Annotated in this window: 23 protein-coding genes; 10 read left to right on the top strand and 13 right to left on the bottom strand. The window is 65.5% G+C overall.

Features of this window, described 5'->3' with window-relative positions:
- Positions 1–11: 11 nt before the first annotated feature.
- From MF607_RS20250 to MF607_RS20285, 8 genes are all read right to left on the bottom strand, one after another.
- Positions 12–200 carry a hypothetical protein gene (locus MF607_RS20250; protein ID WP_037447206.1) on the bottom strand — a complete coding sequence of 63 codons (189 nt, stop codon included), beginning with the start codon at positions 198–200 and terminating at the stop codon, positions 12–14.
- Between the two features lie 91 nt (positions 201–291).
- The gene (locus MF607_RS20255; RefSeq protein WP_242121958.1) at positions 292–1,197 is read right to left on the bottom strand and encodes a L,D-transpeptidase family protein; all 906 of its coding nucleotides are present in this window, start codon (positions 1,195–1,197) and stop codon (positions 292–294) included.
- 91 nt (positions 1,198–1,288) lie between these two features.
- A complete protein-coding gene (locus tag MF607_RS20260) occupies positions 1,289–1,651 on the bottom strand; it encodes a response regulator (RefSeq protein ID WP_037447209.1) in 363 nt (120 codons plus the stop codon).
- A 34-nt stretch (positions 1,652–1,685) separates the two neighbouring features.
- A complete protein-coding gene (locus MF607_RS20265) occupies positions 1,686–2,318 on the bottom strand; it encodes a response regulator transcription factor (protein ID WP_037447212.1) in 633 nt (210 codons plus the stop codon).
- Positions 2,315–3,805: a PAS domain-containing sensor histidine kinase gene (locus MF607_RS20270; RefSeq protein ID WP_234703088.1), complete on the bottom strand. Its 1,491-nt coding sequence runs from the start codon at positions 3,803–3,805 to the stop codon at positions 2,315–2,317. The genes MF607_RS20265 and MF607_RS20270 overlap by 4 nt, the downstream gene beginning before the upstream one ends.
- The gene (locus MF607_RS20275) at positions 3,802–4,248 is read right to left on the bottom strand and encodes an ion channel (protein WP_037447215.1); all 447 of its coding nucleotides are present in this window, start codon (positions 4,246–4,248) and stop codon (positions 3,802–3,804) included. The genes MF607_RS20270 and MF607_RS20275 overlap by 4 nt, the downstream gene beginning before the upstream one ends.
- 68 nt (positions 4,249–4,316) lie before the next feature.
- On the bottom strand, positions 4,317–5,126 hold the full coding sequence (locus tag MF607_RS20280) for a universal stress protein (RefSeq protein ID WP_037447218.1): 810 nt from the start codon (positions 5,124–5,126) through the stop codon (positions 4,317–4,319).
- A 72-nt stretch (positions 5,127–5,198) separates the two neighbouring features.
- Positions 5,199–5,894, bottom strand: a complete 696-nt coding sequence (locus tag MF607_RS20285; protein ID WP_239024935.1) for a Crp/Fnr family transcriptional regulator — start codon at positions 5,892–5,894, stop codon at positions 5,199–5,201.
- Positions 5,895–6,033: 139 nt separating this feature from the next.
- Between MF607_RS20285 and MF607_RS20290 the strand changes: the two genes are divergently transcribed.
- A complete protein-coding gene (locus tag MF607_RS20290) occupies positions 6,034–6,690 on the top strand; it encodes an OmpW/AlkL family protein (protein ID WP_037447221.1) in 657 nt (218 codons plus the stop codon).
- Between the two features lie 70 nt (positions 6,691–6,760).
- Here the strand turns inward: MF607_RS20290 and hemN are convergent, their stop codons facing one another.
- From hemN to MF607_RS20310, 4 genes are all read right to left on the bottom strand, one after another.
- Positions 6,761–8,152, bottom strand: a complete 1,392-nt coding sequence (gene hemN / locus MF607_RS20295) for an oxygen-independent coproporphyrinogen III oxidase (protein ID WP_307724545.1) — start codon at positions 8,150–8,152, stop codon at positions 6,761–6,763.
- A gap of 282 nt (positions 8,153–8,434) precedes the next feature.
- Positions 8,435–8,962 (bottom strand): hypothetical protein, encoded by a 528-nt coding sequence (locus MF607_RS20300; protein ID WP_037447224.1) that lies wholly within the window; start codon positions 8,960–8,962, stop codon positions 8,435–8,437.
- Between the two features lie 22 nt (positions 8,963–8,984).
- Entirely contained in the window at positions 8,985–9,662 is a 678-nt protein-coding gene (locus MF607_RS20305; protein WP_051749601.1) for an NAD(P)H-dependent oxidoreductase, read from the bottom strand.
- 27 nt (positions 9,663–9,689) lie between these two features.
- Entirely contained in the window at positions 9,690–11,021 is a 1,332-nt protein-coding gene (locus MF607_RS20310; protein WP_037447225.1) for an MFS transporter, read from the bottom strand.
- A gap of 165 nt (positions 11,022–11,186) precedes the next feature.
- Here MF607_RS20310 and cyoA point away from each other — a divergent pair, with 165 nt between their 5' ends.
- From cyoA to MF607_RS20350, 8 genes are all read left to right on the top strand, one after another.
- Entirely contained in the window at positions 11,187–12,317 is a 1,131-nt protein-coding gene (gene cyoA / locus MF607_RS20315) for a ubiquinol oxidase subunit II (RefSeq protein WP_239024934.1), read from the top strand.
- A gap of 22 nt (positions 12,318–12,339) precedes the next feature.
- Complete coding sequence (gene cyoB / locus MF607_RS20320) at positions 12,340–14,340, top strand: cytochrome o ubiquinol oxidase subunit I (protein ID WP_037447228.1); 2,001 nt, start codon at positions 12,340–12,342, stop codon at positions 14,338–14,340.
- 1 nt (position 14,341) lies between these two features.
- On the top strand, positions 14,342–14,977 hold the full coding sequence (gene cyoC / locus MF607_RS20325) for a cytochrome o ubiquinol oxidase subunit III (RefSeq protein WP_037447231.1): 636 nt from the start codon (positions 14,342–14,344) through the stop codon (positions 14,975–14,977).
- A complete protein-coding gene (cyoD, locus tag MF607_RS20330; RefSeq protein ID WP_037447234.1) occupies positions 14,974–15,354 on the top strand; it encodes a cytochrome o ubiquinol oxidase subunit IV in 381 nt (126 codons plus the stop codon). Before cyoC ends, cyoD begins: the two co-directional genes overlap by 4 nt.
- Before the next feature lie 67 nt (positions 15,355–15,421).
- Entirely contained in the window at positions 15,422–16,087 is a 666-nt protein-coding gene (locus tag MF607_RS20335) for an SURF1 family protein (RefSeq protein WP_322788196.1), read from the top strand.
- 107 nt (positions 16,088–16,194) lie between these two features.
- A complete protein-coding gene (gene adhP, locus MF607_RS20340; protein ID WP_037447237.1) occupies positions 16,195–17,265 on the top strand; it encodes an alcohol dehydrogenase AdhP in 1,071 nt (356 codons plus the stop codon).
- A gap of 16 nt (positions 17,266–17,281) precedes the next feature.
- On the top strand, positions 17,282–18,109 hold the full coding sequence (locus MF607_RS20345) for a universal stress protein (RefSeq protein ID WP_037447240.1): 828 nt from the start codon (positions 17,282–17,284) through the stop codon (positions 18,107–18,109).
- Between the two features lie 102 nt (positions 18,110–18,211).
- Positions 18,212–19,999 carry a sensor domain-containing diguanylate cyclase gene (locus tag MF607_RS20350; RefSeq protein WP_037447245.1) on the top strand — a complete coding sequence of 596 codons (1,788 nt, stop codon included), beginning with the start codon at positions 18,212–18,214 and terminating at the stop codon, positions 19,997–19,999.
- A 24-nt stretch (positions 20,000–20,023) separates the two neighbouring features.
- Here MF607_RS20350 and MF607_RS20355 read toward each other — a convergent pair whose 3' ends face one another.
- Positions 20,024–20,731, bottom strand: a complete 708-nt coding sequence (locus MF607_RS20355) for a recombinase family protein (RefSeq protein ID WP_209308654.1) — start codon at positions 20,729–20,731, stop codon at positions 20,024–20,026.
- A gap of 467 nt (positions 20,732–21,198) precedes the next feature.
- Here MF607_RS20355 and MF607_RS20360 point away from each other — a divergent pair.
- Positions 21,199–21,325: DUF2171 domain-containing protein (locus tag MF607_RS20360; RefSeq protein WP_431311982.1), on the top strand; the 127-nt coding region annotated here is incomplete at its 3' end.

The raw sequence follows: 21,325 nt of genomic DNA on the forward strand, positions 1-21,325 counted from the left end.
AGTCTGATTTGTTAGTGGCGTTCCTTCGATGCCTGGCTCGTCTGCTCCAGGAGCGCCTCAACTGCCGCGCTGCTGATCCGCTCCGCTGTCTTGAGCGCTGCGGCAGGCTTGAGGCTCACATTGACTGCGTCCGGACCGCTCACGTCGACGACGCCGTTGTTCGCGGTTGCTGCCGAGGCCTCATCATGGACCTCTTTCATCTCAATTCTCCTTTCCGCAACGATCAACGCTGGCAGGAGCACTCAGGTCCAAGAGCGGCCACGATCGGTCACGTTTGCCTGATTGCGGGGTCTACTCGTTCCCCGTCATCAAGGTTGACGTAAGGGATAGCTCTGGCCGAAGGCGATCTGGAGTAACCACCACAGTGGTCCCCGGACCCGCTGCATCCAGCACGCGGGCGCTAAAGTCGGGATCGACCCCGATCACGTCCGGCCCGAGATCGGGTACGACGGCCCTCCCCGAGCCTGGCAGGTCGAGGCGCAGCCAACGGCCGTCGACCTGCCGCTGGTAAGCGACCGGGCCCGTGACGTTGCCCGTCAACGTCACGGGCGCCGCCCCAATCTCCTTTCCGTCGCGAATGACCCGCACCTCACGATCAGTCGTGCTCACTACGACCGAAAGGGCAGCGGCACCTCTCTTCTCCGCCTTCCAGAGGGTAGGCTCGATCCGATCAGGCAGGAGCGGCGCCGCTTCCGTAGCCGCCATCACCGGCATCGTATCAAGCCGCGTGACGACCACCATCATGCCCAGTCGGCTTTCGGCGAAGAGCAAGCGCGCGAACGCCTCCGGCAGGCGGATGCAGCCGTGGGAGGCCGGATAGCCAGGAAGAGCGCCGCCGTGCAGCGCGATGCCGTCCCAGGTCAGGCGTTGCATGAACGGCATGGGCGCGTTGTTGTACAAGTTGGAGCGGTGGTCCGCTTCCTTCTGCAGGATTGTATAGACGCCCGGCGGTGTCTCGTGCCCGGGCCGACCGGACGACACCGTGGTGATGCCGATCGGTATGCCGTTGCGGTACACCGTCGCTCGCTGCGTCCTGAGGTTCACGACCATGATCATGGGACCGCTGGGTGCAACCTGCGGGGCCCAGAGATACTGGCCCGGTCGAAGCCGCGCCGCAGCTTGCTCCACGGTGCCGGCGGTCAGCGCAGGCGCTTCCGGCACGGACGCGAGCATAAGAAGGAAGGCAATAGACAACATGGAATGGACCATCGACCGAAGCCGGGTCGTGGCCTATCCGTATCTTCCCTCAGTCTACCGCGAAATCACCCCGTGCCGCGTGGGCGATCGCTCAGCGTGAGAGCGCGCCGAGCAGTTCGTGTCGGCGGAGCGGCTTTTCGAGAACAGCATTGAAACCGCTCGCGAGCGCCGCATCCTTCAGCCCGGCGCTGGGGTGTCCGGTGACCAGAACGGCTCGTCCGCACCAGCCACGTCGCTGCAGCGCCCGGAGAACGCCGATCCCATCCCCATCAGGCAGCTGGTAGTCCGCCACCAGCAGGCCTACGGAGGCGAGGTCGTCGCCCGCAACGCTCGCCTGCGCCGTGCCGTAGGCGCGCACGTCATACCCGCGCCAGTGCAGCAGCAGCTGTAACGATCGGCGGACGGCCTGGTCGTCCTCAACGATGACGGCGAGCGCTCGGGGGTTCTGTTCCATCGAGCCACCCTGCCCTCGTTATGGCGACAACGCTCTACGTAGATGTACGAGCTTCCCCTCCGAGGCCGGCCGCGAAGGCAAGCCGAAGCGCCTCGGACAAGCTGTGAACACCGAGCTTGGTCATGAGATTGGCCCGGTGCACCTCGACCGTCCTGGGCGAAATGCCGAGATCGAAGGCGATAGTTTTATTCGGCAGACCATCGGCAAGCCCGCGCAGAACGTCCTGCTCGCGGGGCGTCAGCGCGGCGATGCGCGTGGCAGCCTCCTGCGCCGAGGCAGCGGCCGCATCATGCCGGTCGAAGATCGCGAAACCGGCGGCGAGTGCGCGCAGCAGCGACGCCTTGTCGAACGGCTTTTCCAGAAAGTCGACAGCGCCCGCCTTCATCGCCTGAACGGCGATAGGCACGTCGCCATGTCCGGTCAGGATCACCACCGGCCAGCCGACGCCGCGCTGCGCCATCTGCTGCTGGACCTCAAGCCCGTCGATCTCGGGCATGCGGACGTCGAGCAGCACGCACCCAGGCTCCGCCGCTTTGACCTCCTTGAGGAAGGCTACGCCCGAGGCATGGCTCTGCACGTCGAAGCCCGAGGTGCGGAGCAGAAAGCCGACCGAGCGGCGGACGGCATCCTCATCATCGACAACATGGACGAGCCGGCGCTCGCTCATACCTCGTCCCCTTCCGACGCAGCCGGTAGCGTAAAGTAGAAGGCCGCGCCCTTGTCCGTGCCGGGCTCCGCCCAGATGCGTCCGCCATGCGCCTCCACGATGGTCCGGCAGATGGACAGGCCCAGGCCCATGCCGTCCTGCTTGCTCGACGTGAAGGCCTGAAAGAGCCGTGGTGCGATTGCTGGATCCAACCCCGGGCCTGTGTCCGTGATCCCGATACGCACATGAGCGCCGTCGCGGATCGTGGACGTCGTGATGTCGCTGACCTCGCCGTTGCCCAGCGCCTCCACCGCATTGCGGAGCAGATTGACGAGCACCTGCTGGATCTGGACGCGGTCTGCGAGCACATGACTGGCCGCCGGGTCGAGCGACACGAAACTGCGCACGCCGCGCTCGCGCGCGCCGGTAAGCCCGAGCCGGATCGCATCCTCAATGAGGGACGGTACAGGCTCAATGCGACGCTCGGTCTCGCCGCGGGCTACGAACTCGCGCAGCCGCCGCACGATGCGGCCGGCGCGGAGCGCCTCGTTGGCGGACTCGCCGACCGCCTCGGCCAGAAGCTCTCTGGGCGCATCCTCCGCGTCCAGCAGGTCACGCGCCGCCTCCAGGTAATTGGCGATCGCGGTCAGCGGCTGGTTCAGCTCGTGCGCGAGTGTCGAGGCCATGGTCCCCATCGCGCTCAACCGTGAAACATGGATCAGCTCGCCCTGCAACTCCTTCAACCGCAACTCGGCGCGTTGCTGGTCCGACAGGTCGCGGATGAAGCCGGTGAAGATCCTGCCGTTGGCGCCGTGAGCCTCCCCGACCGACAGCTCCATCGGGAACTCGGTGCCGTCCTTGCGCTGCCCGACGACGATGCGGCCGATGCCGATGATCCGTCGCTCGCCGGTCTCGAGATAATGACCGATGTAGCGATCGTGCCGCGCCCGGTGGTCGCCGGGCATCAGCAGGCTGACGTTGCGGCCGAGGACCTCTGTTTCCCCGTAGCCGAACAGGCGCTCGGCCGCGGCGCTGAACGACTGGATCAGCCCCCGCTCGTCGATCACGACCATGGCGTCCGGCACAGTCGCGAGCACCGAGCGCATATGCGCCTCGCTCTCGGCCAGCATGTGCTCGGCCGCGCGCCGCCCCGTGACGTCGGCGATCATCAGTCCGTAGCCGCGGAGCTTCTGGCCGTCGAACACGGGCGCGACCGTGATATCGGCGAGGAACTCCGAACCGTCCGCACGCTTGCACCAGTCTTCCAGCCGAACAGTGATGCTTGCGCCGGCTTGTGGCCATCGACCGCTCGCCGCTGGCCAGAAGGCGTCGATACTGCGCCCGACCGCTTCGCTCCTCGGCGTGCCGAGCAGCCGCTCCGCTCCCTCGCCCCAATAGGTCAGCGTTCCGTCGGGCGCCGCCAGCAACAGGGCGCGGTCGGTCACGCTCGCAACGAACAGCGCCAGGTCCTCCGCGGTCGCGGCGGGGGTGGTCTCGGCGTTGATCACTGCGTGTTCTCGATCTCGGATTCCAGCCAGCGGATGCGGCCCACGATGGCGACGAAGAAGGCGGTTGACCAGCCCAGCAGGATGATGCCGTTCGCACTTTCGATGGCGCCGAGCACCCGCCATCCCGGCGCAAGGACCACATCGCCATAGCCGACCGTCGTGTAGGACGCGGTCGAGAAGTAGAGGGCCGCTTCAAGAGAGGGCAACGCTCCGACGAACAGATAGAAGCCGGCATAGAGCCAAATCTCTATGCCATGCAGGACAAAGAGGCCGGTCGCCGCGCCCACGATAGCCAGGCCTTCCCATATCAGCCTCGCATCGGCCGGCCGCCGGCGCCGATGCAGGCGCAGCAGCAGCATCAGCGCGGCGATACCCATCAGGTGAACCGCGCACGTGATGGCGACCAGCATGGTGGCCGCGGCAAGTTCAACGAGGAGCTGCATCGGTGACGGTTGTCACGGGCGACAGCGAGATACTGCCGCCCGCGACGTTCTCGTCCTTCCCTGATCCTTTAGCGGTGGTGGACGAGCAGCAGGGGTACCCGGCACCGCTTCAGCATGCCCTGCGTCGCGCCACCGAAGATCGTCTCCATCGTGCGAGCGTGGCCATAAGCGCCCATGACGACCAGGTCATAGTGACCCATTTCGGCTTCGCACCGGAGCGCGACGTCCACCCGGTCGATGCCGATCGGCTCCCTCTTGATCACGGGTTCGATCCCATGCCGCGAGAGGTAGCGGGCCGCATCCTCGATCGGCGTGTCCATCGACTTGTCGTCGGCATAGTAGAGCGTGACGCAGCGGGCGAGCGACAGGAGCGGCATGGCCGCAGTCAGCGCCGCCTCCGCGTCCGGCGAGCCGTCCCAAGCGACGATCGCGCGACCCCGCACATCGAGCTTGCGAGAAGCCGGAGGTACGGCGAGCACGGGTTTGCCGGTGTGCACCAGCAGATCGCCGATCACGTCCCGCATGCGCGGGAGAAGCTTGCCGTCCTCGTCCGTGCTGAGCACGATCAGGTCCGTCATTCGCGCCCGAGCTTCGATCGTCTGCGACAGAAAGCCGGTCGTCTCTGTCCAGTCGAACGGGACGTCCTCGCGCTCGAGCCGCGCCCGCATCCGGACACCGTGAAGGGTCTCGCTCTCCTGCTCCTCGGCGAGCAGAAGGCCGCCGACGCCCATCGCCACATAGTCGCCCATCACCTCGGGGATGATCGTCAGGTCGAGACAGGTGAGATGCCCGCCCACCGCGCGCGCAACGTCGAGAGCCGACTGGTACCGGGCCTCCTGTCCTTCATCGCCGTGGATCAGCAGCAGGATGTTCTTCATGGGTTCCCTCCTCTAGCCTGGATCGATGCTAGGAGGGCGACCGCGGCGCCAATATCCGCAATGTTCCGGATGTCAGGCCGCGCGCTGGCGAAGGCACGCCTCGTCCTCGACGCGGAAATGCTTCACCGACAAGGTGATCAGGCCTCTGGCCTTGAGCTTGCTCAGCTCGCGGCTGACTGTCTCGAGCGAGAGCCCCAGAAGGTCGCCCATCTGCTGTCGGGTGAGGGGAAACGCGACGTTGTCCTCTGGCGATCGTTCCGCAAACTCGACTAGCAGGCTGGCAACCCGCTCACCGGCCGACTTGCGGCCGAGCAACAGCATCCATCGACGCGCCCTGTCGAGCTCGTCCAGGGCGCGCAGCAGCAGTGCATGCTCGACCTCCGGGTGGGTTGCGGCGAACTGCTCGAAGGCCGGTCGCCCCAAAACGCAAAGCCGGGTCTGTCCGAGCGCTGTGACGGAATAGCTGCTCCGTGTACCGAACGGCCTGCCGACCACGTCCCCCATGCCGGCAAGTCCCAGAATCTGCTCGCGTCCATCGGCGAGCGACGCGGTCAGCTTAAGGACTCCGGACACGACGAAGCCGACGAGCAGCGTGTCGTCATCCTCCCAGACCAGCGTCTCGCCGCGCGCGAGCGTGATCGGGCGGGCGAGCCGGTCGAACTCGCGTGCCGCCTCCGGCGAGAAGTTGCTGCAGAGCGAACGGCTGCGGGCAGCGCAGCCCATGCAACGCGATGAGAGTGTCGACTGAGCGGCGGCCAATTGCATCATACTTCCCTTCCCCACCGCCGATAAGGAGCTGCCGCGCCCTCGGGCATAAGGGATTGTACGAAGGTCCCGGGTTGTCGCAGGTCAAATCGAGACCGGGAGATCAGGGACTAGCCGCGGAGCTCACTTCGAGGAGTCTCCCATGCGCGCCTACCTGACCGCCGCCCTGTTCACCGCGGCATTGCTCACTCCCGGCATGGCCGCGGCGCAGACCGCCGCCGGCGACTGGCTGGTGCGCGTCCGCGGCATCGTGGTGTCGCCGACGGAGAGTTCCGGTGAGGTTTCCGGCCTTCCGGGCAGCCGGGTGGGCGTGACCGACAGCGTGATGCCCGAGGTTGATTTCACCTACATGGCGACCGACCACATCGGCGCGGAGCTGATCGTCGCCACGACGAAGCACAAGGCGACGGGGCGAGGCTCAATCGCCGCCATCGATACGGTTGCGAGTACGTGGGTGCTGCCGCCGACGCTGACCCTGCAATACCATCTCGCGCCCACCGGCAAGATCCGGCCCTATGTGGGCGCCGGCGTCAATTACACGGTCTTCTATGCCGAGAATGCCAGCGACGCACTGGAAGGCGCGCTCGGGTCGACGAAGGTGCGCATGAGCGACAGCGCCGGTTACGCACTGCAGGCGGGCGTCGATGTCGACATCGGGCCTCGCACCTTCCTGAACGTCGACGTCAAGTACATCGACATTGACACCACGGCCCGGCTGACCACCGCCGCGGGGACGAACCGTGTGCGTGTCAGCATCGATCCGCTGGTAATCGGCGTCGGCGTCGGCATGCGCTTCTAACGCCCTTTCTCCGGCCGAACTCAGCGGCCACGCCGGTTCCCCGACGTGGCCGCTTTTTTGCGCCCGAAGATCAGACTGCGCGGCTGAACCGCTGGACGTTGAGCGCCGAGTGCTCGTCGAACGCGCTAGCGACCAGGCGGGCGTAGGGCTTCCCCTCCGGGGTCAGCGCGAGCGTCGCGCCCGAGATCGTCACCAGGCCGCGCAGCACAAGATCTTCCAGCCGATCATGAGCCCTTCGGTCGAGCAGTCCACGAATGCCGAACGTCCGGTGCGCGATGTCCAGGTCCACCTGCCCGTCGCAGAGCAGCCGCTCGATCACCCAGCCGCGCGCACGATCAGTCGGCTGTAGCGTGACGCCTTTGACCCCGGCCAGCCCACCGGAGTTCACCATTTCGACATACCGACCGAGGTGCTTCCCGTTCTGTACGATGACGTTGCCCACCTGACTGATTGCGGAAGCACCGAGGCCGATCAGGGCATCGGCGTCGTCATCCGTGAAACCCTGAAAGTTGCGCCGGAGGCGACCGGCCGCCGCGGCTTCGGCGAGCGGGTCGTCGGGCCTGGCGTAGTGGTCGAAGCCGATTGTGGCAAAACCCTGCTCCTCGAGCATCTCATGAGCCAGCAGCGACTGCGTGAAGCGAGCATGCGCGTTCGGCAGCAGCGTGTCGTCGATCATGCGCTGGCGCGGCAGCATCCGGGGCATGTGCGCGTAGCCGAACATCGCCACACGGGAGGGTGCAAGCAACCGCGTCCGCGCAAGCGTGCATGCGATGTCATCCAGCGTCTGGCCGGGCAGTCCGTACATGAGGTCGAGATTGATGGCGGCAACACCGGCCGCGCGCAGCTCGGCCGCGCGGAGCGCCACCTCCCGGAACGGCTGTACTCGGTTGATCTGCTGCTGGATCCGCAGGGAAAAGGTTTGGGCGCCGAGGCTGGCCCGCGTGATACCGCAGCCGGCCAGCGTGCGGGCATAATCGGCGTCGAGACTACGCGGATCGAGTTCCGCAGCCCATTCGGCGGCAGGGTCGACCCGGAACGATCGCTGAAGCGCCGCGCAGATCCTACTGAACTCGGCTGCCGGCAGGGCATTGGGGCTGCCGCCGCCGAAGTGGACATGGGTGACGCAGCCGCGGACGAGCTGCGCTACCGTTTCAATCTCACTTAGCAGCGCCTCGACGTACCGGGTGACCCGGCTCGCGCGGCCGACGGCACCGGTGTTGCACCCGCAGTACCAGCAGATCGTCTCGCAAAAGGGAACGTGCAGGTAGAGCGAGAGCTTTGCGTCATCGGCCAGCGCTCCCAGCGCTTGCCGTTGTTCGGAAGCTCCCACCTTCCCGCTGAACGAAACTGCGGTTGGATAGCTGGTGTAGCGTGGCACACTCAGCGCGGCGAGGTCAGCATGGTAAGCGGTCATGAGCGTGCGATGACCGGCGACATTTGCCTGCGCCTTGACGATCGTCAAATGTCAGAGCCGCTACGTATAATGCCGGATCAACGCCCTTGCGGTTGGTCAACGGCAGCAGCCGAGTAGCGCGGCACCCCGTAGGCCTCGAGCAAAAGGAGGCGACGATGATCCATCTTCCGAACGACTGGTTTCTGTATCTCGCGGCAGGCGCCATGGGCCTTTTTATGCTGACCATGATGTTCGTGACCGTCAGCGAACGCCGGCATCCCTGATTGGGGCCTGGCCCACAAATGGTGATTGGCCGCGAGCCCTCCATCGGCCGGCGCTCGCGGCAGCAACCTAGTGGGACGCTCCGTCGAGCGCCTGTTCCAGCGTCATTCTTGCGCCCGGCGTGTATCGGCGAGCGCCCAGATACAGGAACGCCAGCTCTTCATAGTCCAGCAAGCGCCGGCAACCATCGAACAGGCAGCGAAGCATGTAGCTGAGCATGTCCGTTCGCGAGTCGTCGACACCCTTCTCTCGGAGCATCTCGCCGACATCCTCCGCGTGCATGCCGATCGCGACCTGCTCAAGAAGGATGCGTCGCAACATACCCGCCCCGACGCGGAGCTGTTCGCCCGCGAACACGCGGTCGAGAAACCTGCTGGTGATCTCGACATGCTTTCTGAAGCGGCTTTGGATCAGGTCGGCGATCGCACTACGCTCGTCATGGTCCGGTGCCTCCAGGAGGCGATCGGCGAGCGCTTCCACCCGGTCGCACATTTCTCTGATGTCGGCATGATCCGACAAAAGAGCTCCAACATCGACCTCGTCGATGACCTTGGACCTGCGCACGAAGGGCAGCACCTGCGAGAAAGGCTGTTCCACGGCAAAGCCTCCAGCTTTCTGGTCACTGCGTCCGGCTGCTATCCTCTTGCGAACGCCGCTGCAGCGCCGCCTGAGCCTGCGCGCGGTACCGACCGTCAGCGAGCATCGCGCACGCCTTGTCCGCGGCCTGGCGCACCCGCTCCAACTGCTCCCCGGCGTAAGAGGCATCCATGTCAGGCACGACGGAGTCGATTCGAATGTGCTCGGCCTGTCCCATACCCAGTCCACGCCAGAGATAGACGTCAAACACCTCTTTCAACGACAGTACCTGCCCCTGCTCGTTGAGCCAGGGGAGCGAGGCGCCTGACGTGCTGAACGACAGAAGTGGCTTTCCTGCGACCACCGACTGCCCGGAAGCAGCCTGCAGATCGCGGAAGGTGTAGCCCGCCCCCAGTACACGCTCGACATAGCCCTTCAGCATGGCCGGCGGCAGGCCGAACCAGATCGGGTAGACGAAGACGACAATGTCGCAGCGCTCCAGATGGGCTAGTTCGGCTGCGACGTCCGCTGCAGGCGACCAGCCGGGTTCAGTCGGACGCTCGCTGGTGCGCAGCACCGGGTCGAACCCCAATGCATAGAGATCGCGGACCTCGACGCTATGGTGGTTGGCTGCAACCGCCTCCCGATAGGCATCGACGATGGCGTGGTCGAACCCTTCAGGCGTCGGGTTGGCGAGCACAACGAGGTGACGGAACATCATGGCTTCACTCCAGTAGCGGTGGCCGGCTCAGGCGGCCTTGCGGCCCCAGTCACGGTTCAGCGCGAGCGCGCCCAGCGTGCAGGCGGCGCCCGACAGCAGGTACGCCCCCACGGCGATCAGCCCGAAGCGGCTGGCGAGGAACAGCGCCGCCAACGGTGCAAAGGCGGCACCGACGAACCAGGCCGCCGTCGCGGTGGTACCTGCACCCGTGTAGCGATGCCGGGGCGAGAAGCTGCCGTTGGTCGCGCCGGACGATTGCCCGAACGACAGCCCGAGCAGGACGAAACCGAGGATCATGTAGGTCCACTCGCCCGCCGGCCCGCGATCAAGGAGCTGCGGTGCGAACCCGCTGTACGCGCCGATCATCGCCGCCGACACGCCCAGCAGCACCCGCCGGCCGATCCGGTCGGCGATGGCCCCTGAAGCCGTGACCGCAAGGAGTCCGACGGCTGCACCCACCATTTCGATGGTCAGGAAGCGGATAGCGCTGCCCCCATTCAGCACCACCCAGGAGAGCGGGAAGACGGTGACGAGGTGAAATAGCGCAAAGCTGGCGAGCGCGGCGAAGGCGCCGAGCACCACGGTGCGCCCCTCCTCCCGGAACATCTGGGTAACGGGCGAGGGCTGCAGCTCTCGGCTTTCGAACAGCTCCTGGAACTCGGGCGTCGAGATGAGCCGAAGCCGGGCGAACAGCGCGACCACGTTGATAACAAAGGCGACGAAGAAGGGATAGCGCCAGCCCCAGTCGAGGAAGTCGCTCATCTTCAACGTGTTGAGCAGGAACGCGAACACGGCCGCGGCCACGAACAGGCCGATCGGTGCGCCGAGCTGCGGGATCATGGCGAACCAGCCGCGGCGGTTGGCCGGTGCGTTCAGCGACAGGAGCGCCGGCAGCCCGTCCCATGTGCCGCCCTGCGCGATCCCCTGCCCGATCCGGAAGAGCGCGAGCAGGGCCGCAGCGATCCAGCCGACCTGCGCATGGCCAGGCAGGAACGCCATGGCCGCGGTCGAGCCGCCCAGCAGGAACATGGCCACCGTCAGCTTGACCCCTCGCCCGTGCCTCCGATCCAGCCACAGGAACGCCATCGCGCCGAACGGGCGCGCGACAAAGGCCAGCGCGAAGATCGCGAAGGAGTAGAGCGTTCCCGTCACCGGGCTCACGTCGGGGAAGATCAGGCTTGGGAACACCAGCACCGACGCGATCGCGTAGACGAAGAAGTCGAAGAACTCGGTCGAGCGGCCGATGATGACGCCGACGGCGATGTCGCCCGGGCGAACGTCGTGCCGTTCGGCATTGATGAGGCTGGCGTCTCGCTCAAGTGCCGTCGAGTTCGCCGGGCCCAGGGTGCTGGCTACCATGCTTCCAAGTCCTTCAATCTGACGTCTTCTCGTAATCTCGGGCGACCGGCGAACCTTTGACTTTTGTCAAAGTCGAGAGGGCGGCGTGCCGGTTAGCGGACGGGCATGCTCAAGACAGGATCCAACCTCATGCGACGCGCTCTGCGCCTGCCACAGCGTCTGGCGATGCTGGCGCTGCCGGCACTGCTCGGCGGCTGCGACATGGTGGTCATGAACCCCACCGGCGACATCGCGGTCCAGCAGCGCGACCTGATCCTGTTCTCTACAGGCGTCATGCTGCTCATCATCGTGCCGGTCATGGTGCTGACCGTGGTGTTCGCGCGCAAGTACCGCCGCGGCAACGCGAACAAGACCTACGATCCGAGCTTCACCCACTCCACCACGCTGGAGCTGGTGATCTGGTCGTGCCCGCTGCTGATCATCATTGCGCTGAGCGCCGTGACCTGGACCAGCACGCACCTGCTCGATCCCTTCCGGCCGCTGGAGCGGATCTCGCCGGGCCGCCCGGTGCCCGCCGGCACCAAGCCGCTCGAGATCCAGGCTGTCGCGCTCGATTGGAAGTGGTTGTTCATCTATCCCGAGCAGGGCATCGCCACGGTGAACGAGCTGGCTCTGCCGGTGGACGTGCCGGTGCGCTTCTCCATCACCTCCAACGATCAGTTCAACACTTTCTACGTGCCGACGCTGGCAGGCATGATTTACGCCATGCCGGGCATGCGCTCCGAGCTGAATGCGGTCCTGAACAAGCCGGGAACGAGCGAGGGCTACTCCGCCAACTATTCCGGCGCAGGTTACTCCAACATGCGCTTCAAGATGCACGGGCAGTCGCCGGCAGACTTCGCACGTTGGGTGGCCGGAGTGAAGGCGCAAGGCGGCTCGCTTCCCACGGAGCGTTTCGTCGCCTTGGCGAAGCCGAGCGAGAAGGTGCCGGTGATGCGCTTCGCCGCCGTGCAGCCGCAGCTGTTCGATCGCATCGTCAACCGCTGCGTCGAGGCAGGCAAGCCGTGCATGATGGACGTGATGACGCGCGACATGGCGCGTGCCGGCGGCAACCCGCACGATCACCGCATGGGCGCCGGCATGCCGCCCGGCCGCGGCGCCGCGCCGATCATGGGTGAAAAGCCCACGCCCGCGCTCCAGAAGGCGCCCGAAGACAAGGGCTCAGGCCCGAATGTCACCAAGCCGGCGAAGCCCGGGAAGGCTCCAGGCCAGCTGAAGCCGGGCGACCAGCGCAACCGCGACCTTTCCGCCCTTCCCTCCTTCCTCCGCGGCGCCGCTGGCGCCGTGCGGGCCTGACCCCCGCGCGATCGGAACCACGATGAGCGACTCCATCCTCAAGACTATTTTCGGCCGGCTGACGTTTGAATCGTTCCCGATTCACGAGCCCATTCTGTTCGGCACCTTCATCGTCGTGTCGCTGCTGGGGCTCGGCATCGTCGGTGTGGTCACGCGCTATCGCCTGTGGGGCTATCTCTGGTCCGAATGGTTCACGAGCGTCGACCACAAGAAGGTCGGCATCATGTACATCATCCTAGGCATCGTCATGCTGCTGCGTGGCTTCGCCGACGCGCTGATGATGCGCGCGCAGCAGGCGATCGCGTTCGGCGCGAACGAGGGATACCTCCCGCCGCACCATTATGATCAGATCTTCACCGCGCACGGAACGATCATGATCTTCTTCGTGGCGATCCCGCTAGTGGTGGGCATCATCAACTACGTCATGCCGCTCCAGATCGGCGCGCGCGACGTGGCCTTCCCGTTCCTCAACAATCTTAGCTTCTGGCTCACGGTCGCGGGCGCGGTGCTGGTGATGATCTCGCTGTTCGTTGGCGAGTTCGCGCGCACCGGCTGGCTGTCCTATGCGCCGCTCGCCGGGCTGCAGTACAGTCCCGATACCGGCGTCGACTACTATCTCTGGGCGCTCCAGATCGCGGGCGTCGGAACGACGCTCAGCGCCATCAACATGGTCGCCACCGTCGTGAAGATGCGCGCGCCGGGCATGACCATGATGAAAATGCCGGTGTTCGTCTGGACCGCGCTCTGCTCCAACGTGCTGGCGATCGCGATCTTCCCGGCGCTCACCGCCGCCTTCTTCCTGCTGATGCTCGATCGCTACATCGGCACCGCGTTCTTCACCAACGACCTTGGCGGCGCGCCGATGATGTATTGGAACATGGTTTGGATCTGGGGCCACCCGGAGGTATACGTTCTGATCCTGCCGGCGTTCGGCATGTATTCCGAGATCACCTCCACCTTCTCGGGCAAGCCGCTCTTCGGCTACTCGTCAATGGTCTATGCCACGGTGGTCATCACCATCCTGTCGTACCTGGTCTGGCTGCACCACTTCTTCACCATGGGCGCGGGCCCCAGCGTCAACAGCTTCTTCGGGATCGCCACCATGGTGATCTCGATCCCGACGGGCGCCAAGGTCTTCAACTGGCTGTTCACCATGTACAAGGGAGACGTCCGCTTCGAGCTGCCGATGATGTGGGTGGTCGCCTTCATGCTGACCTTCGTCGTCGGCGGCATGACCGGCGTGCTGCTGGCGATCCCGCCCGCCGACTTCGTCTTCCACAACTCGCTGTTCCTGGTCGCGCACTTCCACAACACGATCATCGGCGGCGTGGTATTCGGCCTGTTCGCGGCGATGGTGTACTGGTTCCCCAAGGCGTTCGGCTTCAAGCTCGACGAGTTCTGGGGCAAGGTCGCCTTCTGGGGCTGGGTGATCGGTTACTGGGTCGCCTGGACGCCGATCTACATTGTCGGCCTGATGGGCGAGCCGCGCCGGGTCAACCACTTCGACGACCCCAGTATCCAGCCCTACTTCGTGATCGCGGCGATCGGCGCGCTCATCATCCTGGTCGGCATCCTCGGCTTCGTCATGAGCATCCTCGTCGGGTTCCTGAAGCGCGAGCAGCTCCGCGACACGACCGGCGATCCGTGGAACGGCCGGACGTTGGAATGGTCGACCAGCTCGCCTCCGCCGGCCTACAACTTCGCGATCACGCCGGTGGTCCACGCGCTCGACGCCTGGCACGACATGAAGGCACGCGGGTACGAGCGGCCCCGTGACGGCTTCCGGCCGGTCCACATGCCGCGCAACACTGGCACGGGCGTCATCCTCTCCGGCCTCGCTCTGGCGCTCGGCTTCGGCATGGTCTGGTACATGTGGTGGCTCGCCGCGCTCAGCTTCGCCGGCCTGCTGGCGGTCGCCATCGGCCACACCTTCAATCTCAATCGCGATTACTTCATCCCCGCGGACGAGGTGTCCCGCACAGAAAGCCAGCGGCAGCAGCTGCTGCTCGGCGCCGGAGCCTGACATGACGGACCACGCACTCGACCCTCGCGCGGCCAGCCCGACCTGGCACCTTGCCGAGCAGGAGGACCATGATCACGGCGGAGGCGGCGCCACGATCCTGGGCTTCTGGATCTACCTGATGAGCGATGCGCTCATCTTCGCCTCGCTGTTCGCGATGTTCGGCGTGGTGAGCACCAGCTATGCCGGCGGTCCGATCCCGCGCGAGATCTTCGACCTTAAGCTCGTCGCGCTCAACACCGCGCTGCTGCTTGCCTCCTCCATCACCTTCGGCGAAGCCATGCCGCACATGGAGGCCGGCCGGGTCGGGCAGACCCGGGCGTGGCTGGCGATCACGGGGCTGCTCGGCCTCGCCTTCCTCGGCATCGAGCTTTACGAGTTCGGGCAGCTGATCGCCGAAGGCGCGAGCCCGCAGCGCAGCGCCTTCCTATCGGCCTTCTTCACGCTGGTGGGCACGCACGGCGCCCACGTCGCGGTAGGCCTGATCTGGCTCACAGTCATGCTGATCCAGCTCGGGCAGCACGGCCTGTCGCTGCCGATGAAGCGGCGGCTGATCTGCCTGTCGATGTTCTGGCACTTCCTGGACATCATCTGGATCGGCGTTTTCACCTTCGTGTACCTGTATGGAGTGATCCGTTGAGCACCGAACCCTACGATCACGCGCTCCACGCGCACGGCGACACGATGGGTCACGGCAGCCGCCGCGGCCACCGGATCGGCTCGCTGCTGGCGATCATCCTCACGGTCGTGCCCTTCTGGCTTGTCATGTCGCAGCAGGGGCCCGCGCCGGGCTGGACCGCCGCGGTGATCTTCGCGCTCGCGCTGGTGCAGATCGTCGTCCATGTCGTCTGCTTCCTGCACCTGGACACCCGCTCCGAGGGCGGTTGGACGCTGCTGGCGTTCCTGTTCACCGCGGTCATCGTGGTGCTGACGATCGGTGGGTCGGTGTGGGTCATGTTCCACCTTAACACCAACATGATGCCGATGCCCGGCGGCATGACCGGCCCGGTTCGCTGAAGCGAGATTGTTGATGGGGCGGTCGCGTCCGGGTAGGCGCAAGCGCACCGCCCTCACGGTCCTGGCCGTGTTCGGTATCGTCCTCTTCAGCGCGCTCGGCATCTGGCAGGTCGAGCGCCGAAGCTGGAAGCTGGCGCTGATCGAAGCGGTGGACGCGCGCGTGCAGGCATCGCCCGTGTCTGCGCCGCCTCCGGCCGTTTGGCCATCGATCGAACGTGAGCGCCACGCCTATCTGCACGTCGTCGCGCGCGGTCGCTTCCTCCACGACCGCGAGACGCTGGTGCGGGCGGTGACGGACCTGGGCACGGGCTTCTGGGTGCTCACGCCGCTAGGCACCGACACCGGCTTCGTCGTGCTCGTCAACCGGGGCTATGTCCCCCCGGAGCGTGCGGTGCAGGCCACCCGGGCTCGCAACCTCCCGGCGCACGCGACCGTCACGGGTCTGCTCAGGACGTCGGAGCCTGGTGGTGCCTTTCTCCGCCGCAATGATCCCGTGGCAGATCGCTGGTTCTCCCGCGATGTCCAGGCGATCGCGGCTGCGCGCCAGCTCGTTCGCGTGGCGCCATACTTTATCGATGCCGACGCCGATGCCCGGCCGAAGCACGCTTGGCCGCGCGCCGGGCTTACCGTCATCCGCTTCCAGAACAATCACCTCGTCTATGCGCTGACCTGGTTCGGGCTTGCCGGCCTGTGCCTCGTCGCCTTGGTGATCGTACGACGGACCCGCGCCTGAGATCGGCGACCAAGGGGCGGGTCAGCCGGTTCGCCGCCTCCGTAACATCCCCAATGCCGCGCCATCTCTGTTTGGGCGAGATACTTCGCGCACAACGGAGATCGACGATGGACAAGACGATGAGGGCCGCGGTCGTGCGCGGATTCGGCGAGCCGCTGGTGATTGAGGAAGTGGCCGTCCCCCGCCCCGGCCCCGGGCAGATTCTGGTGCAGGTCGCGGCCTGCGGAGTCTGTCACACCGATCTCCACGCTGCCGATGGCGATTGGCCGGTCAAGCCGGCGCCGCCGTTCATCCCGGGTCACGAGGGTGTCGGAACCGTCGTCGGCACCGGGTCCGGCGTCATCCACGTCAAGGAGGGCGATCGCGTCGGCGTGCCCTGGCTGTACTCCGCATGCGGCCACTGCCCGCATTGCCTGGGCGGCTGGGAAACGCTGTGCGAGAGCCAGCAGAACACCGGCTACTCGGTCAACGGCAGCTTCGCCGACTACGTGGTCGCCGATGCCGGCTATGTCGGGCACCTCCCCGATCGGGTGAGCTTCGCCGAGATTGCGCCGGTGCTATGCGCCGGCGTCACGGTCTACAAGGGACTGAAGGTCACCGACACCAAGCCGGGGGACTGGATGGTCGTGTCCGGCATCGGCGGCCTGGGCCATATGGCGGTCCAATATGCGGTCGCGATGGGCCTGCACGTGATCGCGGTCGATGTGGACGATGCCAAGCTGCGGCTGGCCGAACGGCTCGGGGCCGCGCTGACCGTGAACGCGGCTACCAGCGACCCGGTCGCCTTCGTCAAGCGGGCGATCGGCGGCGCGCATGGCGTGCTCGTAACCGCGGTCTCTACCACCGCCTTCGCACAGGGGCTTGGGATGGTGCGTCGGGGCGGGACCATGTCGCTGACCGGCCTGCCACCGGGCGACTTCCCGCTGTCGATCTTCGACACGGTGCTGAACGGCATCACCGTGCGCGGCTCCATCGTGGGAACCCGCCTCGACCTGCAGGAAGCGCTCGACTTCGCTGCACTCGGCAAGGTCCGCGCGACGGTCGAAACAGCGCCGTTGGAGCGCATCAACGACGTTTTCGATCGCATGCGGACAGGGTCGATCGAAGGACGCGTGGTGCTGGACATCAATGCCCAGGCGGCACCGCTGCAAGAGACCGACCTGGCGACCGCCGCCTGACCTGGGGAGAAAGCCGATGATCAAGGACATCTTGGCCATCGTCGATGACGGCGATCACGCACAAACCTTCCTGAAGACGGTTGCCGAGCTCGCGGCGGCTCGTGAAGCGACGCTGGAGGTCGCCGCGCTCACGCCCGCTCCGACAGCCTCGCCAGGGACCGCGCCGTTCGGAACGCTATACGTTCCTGAGTGGGTGTTGATGGGCGACGATCAGGCCAATGTCGAACGGGTGCGCGCTCATCTCGCCGCCGCCGGGTCATCGGCCGAGATCTTCGGCCTGCATGACGACATCGGCTGGCTTGCCGGCAATCTCAAACGAAGGCGGCAGGTGGCCGACCTGATCGCGATCGGCGCGCGCGAGACCTGGGCGAACCCGTGGCTGCGCAGACGCGTCGCAGAGACGCTCATCCGGGCCAGCGGAACCCCGCTGCTGATCCTGCCTGAAGAGCAGACGCTCAAACCTGTCCGTCGCGCAGTGCTCGGGTGGAAGGCCGGACCTGAGGCAACCCGTGCCATGCACACGCTGGTGCAGTTGGCTGACCCGGGCGCGCTGATCGATGTCGTGACGGTCGGCACGTCCCTGCACGCTTGCGAGGGCGAGCAGGAGGCGCACGCCGAAGTCAAACGACACCTGCTCCGGCACGGTTTCGACGCTCAGGGGCACTGGGTCGTCAACGACGACAAGAGCGAGGCGGAGACGCTGACTCTCTATGCGCAAGAAATCGGTGCCGATCTGATCGCGATCGGCGGGTTCGCTCATTCCCGCATCCGCGAGATCCTGCTCGGTGGGGTCACCGGCGACCTGCTCGAGCGCACCGAGACGCCGCTCGTGGTTGTTGGTTAGAGACACTTCCTCGCGTCGACAATGAGGCACAAACTGGCGCGACGACGTCTTCGCCCGAGGCGCGATTAACATTCGTTAAGCACTTTATCCTAACACTCTCGCATGCCGAACGTGACCCTCTTGCAAATACTGAGGAAGGAGCTTGCGCAAGCGTCACTTCTCGCCATCGCCTATTTCATCGCAGCCTATGTAGCTGTCACCTACACGCGCGTGGGAGGCGGCGTTGCCCTTCTATGGTTCGCCACGCCGTTGCTGGCGGTCGATCTCCGTTATCGTCCGGAGCGCTCCTGGACGCTGAGGCTGGTGGGCTGTGCAATCGCAAGCGCCCTCGCGACCACCATCCACGGACTTGGCTTGCAGGTGGCCCTTCCATTCGCCCTGCTCGGCGTTGCGGAAGGGGCTGCGATCGCCTGGCTCATGCGGCGGGTCGAGCCGACGCCTCGTCACCTCACGTCCCTGCGCGAACTCGGCCTTTTGCTCCTGGTCGCTGGGCTCGCGGTCCCGGCCGCGACCGCGCTACCGGCAGGTCTTCTTGCGCATGGGGCCGCAGACCTTCCTGTTTGGCGCAACGCGTTCAACTGGTTCGTCGCCCATTCGCTGGGCACACTGACGGTCATGCCGATCGTCAAGCTGGTAATCGGCGGGGACGTCACGGCGTGGAGCAAGGCAGTGCGCCGGAGAGAGCTTTATGAGCTCGCGGCCCTAACCACGCTGCACGTCACGGTTGCGGTGCTCGTCTTCGCTCAGACGCAGCTGCCGCTCCTGTTCGTGCCGCTGCTTCCGTTGATGCTGATGGTCTTCCGGTTCGGCCGATTAGGCGCCGCCTTGGCGCTACTATTGCTGACGATCATCGGCTCGGTATGCACTGCTCGCGGGCTGGGACCTGTTGCGATGCCGGAGCTGAGTGCGGGCGGCAGAATCCAGCTTATCGAACTCTACCTTGCCGTCGCGACGCTGATGGCGCTTCCCGCGGCGACGGAGCTGAAGCGGCGGAAGATCCTTTTTTCGGAGGTGCAGGAGCAAGCCGCCCTTCACAAAATCATTACCGACCGCAGTGGCGACATCATCATGGCGGTCACTGCAGACGGCCGGATCAGCTTCGTATCTCCATCGCTGATGAAGATCGCCGGCTTTGCGCCCGAAGCAGTAGTCGGCAAACTTGCGCGTGAGATCGTCTCTCCTGAGGACGTGGAGCAGATCGTCGACGCGCACCGGCGCGCTATGCTTTCGCCGGACCAGACCATCATTTTCGAGTTCCGGGCGATGAAGGCGTCGGGAGAGATGGCATGGTTCGAAAGCCATGCCTGCGCCATTTCGGACGAGCATGGCCAGGCGAGCGGAACCGTGAACGTGGTGCGGGAGGTCTCGCGCCGCAAGGCGGTCGAGCTCGACCTCGCCCGCGCCGCTGCGACAGACGCGCTAACCGGTCTTCCAAATCGCCGTGGCCTAGAGATCGCTAGGGAGCGGCTCGCGCAGGCAGGCAAACCTGGGCAGCAGTTCCTCGCCCTCTTCGACATAGATCGCTTCAAGGCGGTGAACGACACGTTCGGTCACGCCTCGGGCGATGATGTACTTCGAACCTTCGCCTCTGTGCTCACAGCGAATACCCGCGGCACGGATGCAGTCGCACGCCTTGGTGGGGAAGAGTTCGCTGTGCTCTACTTAGATGTGAGGCTGGCCGAGGCACGCGCCGCGTGCGAACGTATTAGACTGCAGTTCGCCGCCGAGCGGCTCGCCCTGCCGGATGGCAGGCAGGTGGCCGCGACCGTAAGTGTCGGTCTCGCTCCGATCCCGGACGACGGTGATTTGGAAGGCGCGCTCATTGCAGCGGATCAGGCACTGTACCGTTCCAAGAATGCCGGAAGGAACATGCTTTCGTTAGCGGCTTGAATCGCGTGGCATCCAACGCCGACCTCACCCAGATTCAAAGCGCACCGATAAATCACCTCCGCCAGTTTCCGCAGACCGAGGCTCGGCATGAGCTTTTCCTGAGCCCGTCCGTGCCCGATGCAGCGCCGTAACGCGCTTCACCTGCGCTATGCTGCATCCCGCCAGCTCGGCCGTGCGCGCGATGCTCATCCCTGTCTCCCGCAGCCCAACAATGCGCCTGTGCAAGGCGATATCCGGCTTACGGCCGTTGTACCGCCCTGCTCGCTTGGCGAGCTCGATGCCCTCTCGCTGGCGCTCGCGCCGGGTCTCATAGTCGTCTCGTGCGGTCTGAAGCGCGACGCGCAGCAGCATGTCCTGCACCGCTTCGAGCACGATGCGCGCGACACCGGCGCTGTCAGCGACAAGCTCGGACAGATCGACGATGCCTGGCACGGCTAGCCGCGCGCCCTTCGCCCGGATCGTCGCCACCAGCAGTTCGGCTTCGGGTAATGGCAGACGGCTGATCCGGTCGATCTTCTCCGCAACCACCACCTCGCCCGGCTGCAGGTCAGCAACCATGCGTAAGAGCTCTGGCCGATCAGGCCGCGCGCCCGACGCCTTCTCGCGGTAAACCGCCGCGACGTAATAGCCTGCTGCGCGCGCACCGGTGACAATTGCTTCCTGCCGGGTCAGGTCCTGCTCGTCGGTGCTTACGCGCAGGTACACGCGCGCAGCGCGGATCGGGTTCGTCATGCTGGCTCCGTTCGGTATACCCCAGTTAGCGATTGGCCAAATGGAAGCTATCCAGATCGACGGTGCCGAGAACAGATAGCGATAGGGGCGTTGCCATAGATGAACGACATTGGTGGTCGTTCAGGTTGGTTATGCCGGACGTCGGCCCTACGGTATGTCGCAAAACATAGGACATTCGCGACGAAGCAGCTGTCCCATTTCTCCGTCGTACCCAGTGAGTTTTGGGAATGAGCAATCGGGAACAGGTTTTGGGAAAGCTGGGGGCGGCAGCGCTCAACGGCTCACCGATGTCCTGCCCTGCCCTGCCCTTCTCGCCTCAGCTTCGTTTGCGGGAAAGGGCTAGGTAGATTTGAATCTAATAAACAAGGCCGACCGCATGGGTGTTGATGCATCCTCGCCGCAGACCGAGCGTTGGTTTCCGTCAACAAGGAGGCATTATGTTCGAGAAGCTGCGTATCAAGGAGCATATGGAAGTCGCCGGGTCGGACGGCGAGCATGTTGGCACCGTCGACAAGGTCGAGGGCGAGACGATCAAGCTGACCAAGACCGACGCCGCTGATCACCAGCATCACACGCTTCCGTTCGATATGGTGG

Origin of the sequence: Sphingomonas lacusdianchii (assembly GCF_022664395.1) — a bacterium.
Classification (GTDB): Bacteria; Pseudomonadota; Alphaproteobacteria; order Sphingomonadales; family Sphingomonadaceae; genus Sphingomonas; species Sphingomonas lacusdianchii.

Excerpts from the sequence above, each read along its gene's own strand:
- MF607_RS20250 (WP_037447206.1), bottom strand. The coding sequence starts at position 200 with ATGAAAGAGGTCCATGATGAGGCCTCGGCAGCAACCGCGAACAACGGC.
- MF607_RS20255 (WP_242121958.1), bottom strand. The coding sequence starts at position 1,197 with ATGTTGTCTATTGCCTTCCTTCTTATGCTCGCGTCCGTGCCGGAAGCG.
- MF607_RS20260 (WP_037447209.1), bottom strand. The coding sequence starts at position 1,651 with ATGGAACAGAACCCCCGAGCGCTCGCCGTCATCGTTGAGGACGACCAG.
- MF607_RS20265 (WP_037447212.1), bottom strand. The coding sequence starts at position 2,318 with ATGAGCGAGCGCCGGCTCGTCCATGTTGTCGATGATGAGGATGCCGTC.
- MF607_RS20275 (WP_037447215.1), bottom strand. The coding sequence starts at position 4,248 with ATGCAGCTCCTCGTTGAACTTGCCGCGGCCACCATGCTGGTCGCCATC.
- MF607_RS20280 (WP_037447218.1), bottom strand. The coding sequence starts at position 5,126 with ATGAAGAACATCCTGCTGCTGATCCACGGCGATGAAGGACAGGAGGCC.
- MF607_RS20285 (WP_239024935.1), bottom strand. The coding sequence starts at position 5,894 with ATGATGCAATTGGCCGCCGCTCAGTCGACACTCTCATCGCGTTGCATG.
- MF607_RS20290 (WP_037447221.1), top strand. The coding sequence starts at position 6,034 with ATGCGCGCCTACCTGACCGCCGCCCTGTTCACCGCGGCATTGCTCACT.
- MF607_RS20305 (WP_051749601.1), bottom strand. The coding sequence starts at position 9,662 with ATGATGTTCCGTCACCTCGTTGTGCTCGCCAACCCGACGCCTGAAGGG.
- MF607_RS20310 (WP_037447225.1), bottom strand. The coding sequence starts at position 11,021 with ATGGTAGCCAGCACCCTGGGCCCGGCGAACTCGACGGCACTTGAGCGA.
- cyoA (WP_239024934.1), top strand. The coding sequence starts at position 11,187 with ATGCTGGCGCTGCCGGCACTGCTCGGCGGCTGCGACATGGTGGTCATG.
- cyoB (WP_037447228.1), top strand. The coding sequence starts at position 12,340 with ATGAGCGACTCCATCCTCAAGACTATTTTCGGCCGGCTGACGTTTGAA.
- cyoC (WP_037447231.1), top strand. The coding sequence starts at position 14,342 with ATGACGGACCACGCACTCGACCCTCGCGCGGCCAGCCCGACCTGGCAC.
- adhP (WP_037447237.1), top strand. The coding sequence starts at position 16,195 with ATGGACAAGACGATGAGGGCCGCGGTCGTGCGCGGATTCGGCGAGCCG.
- MF607_RS20345 (WP_037447240.1), top strand. The coding sequence starts at position 17,282 with ATGATCAAGGACATCTTGGCCATCGTCGATGACGGCGATCACGCACAA.
- MF607_RS20350 (WP_037447245.1), top strand. The coding sequence starts at position 18,212 with ATGCCGAACGTGACCCTCTTGCAAATACTGAGGAAGGAGCTTGCGCAA.
- MF607_RS20355 (WP_209308654.1), bottom strand. The coding sequence starts at position 20,731 with ATGACGAACCCGATCCGCGCTGCGCGCGTGTACCTGCGCGTAAGCACC.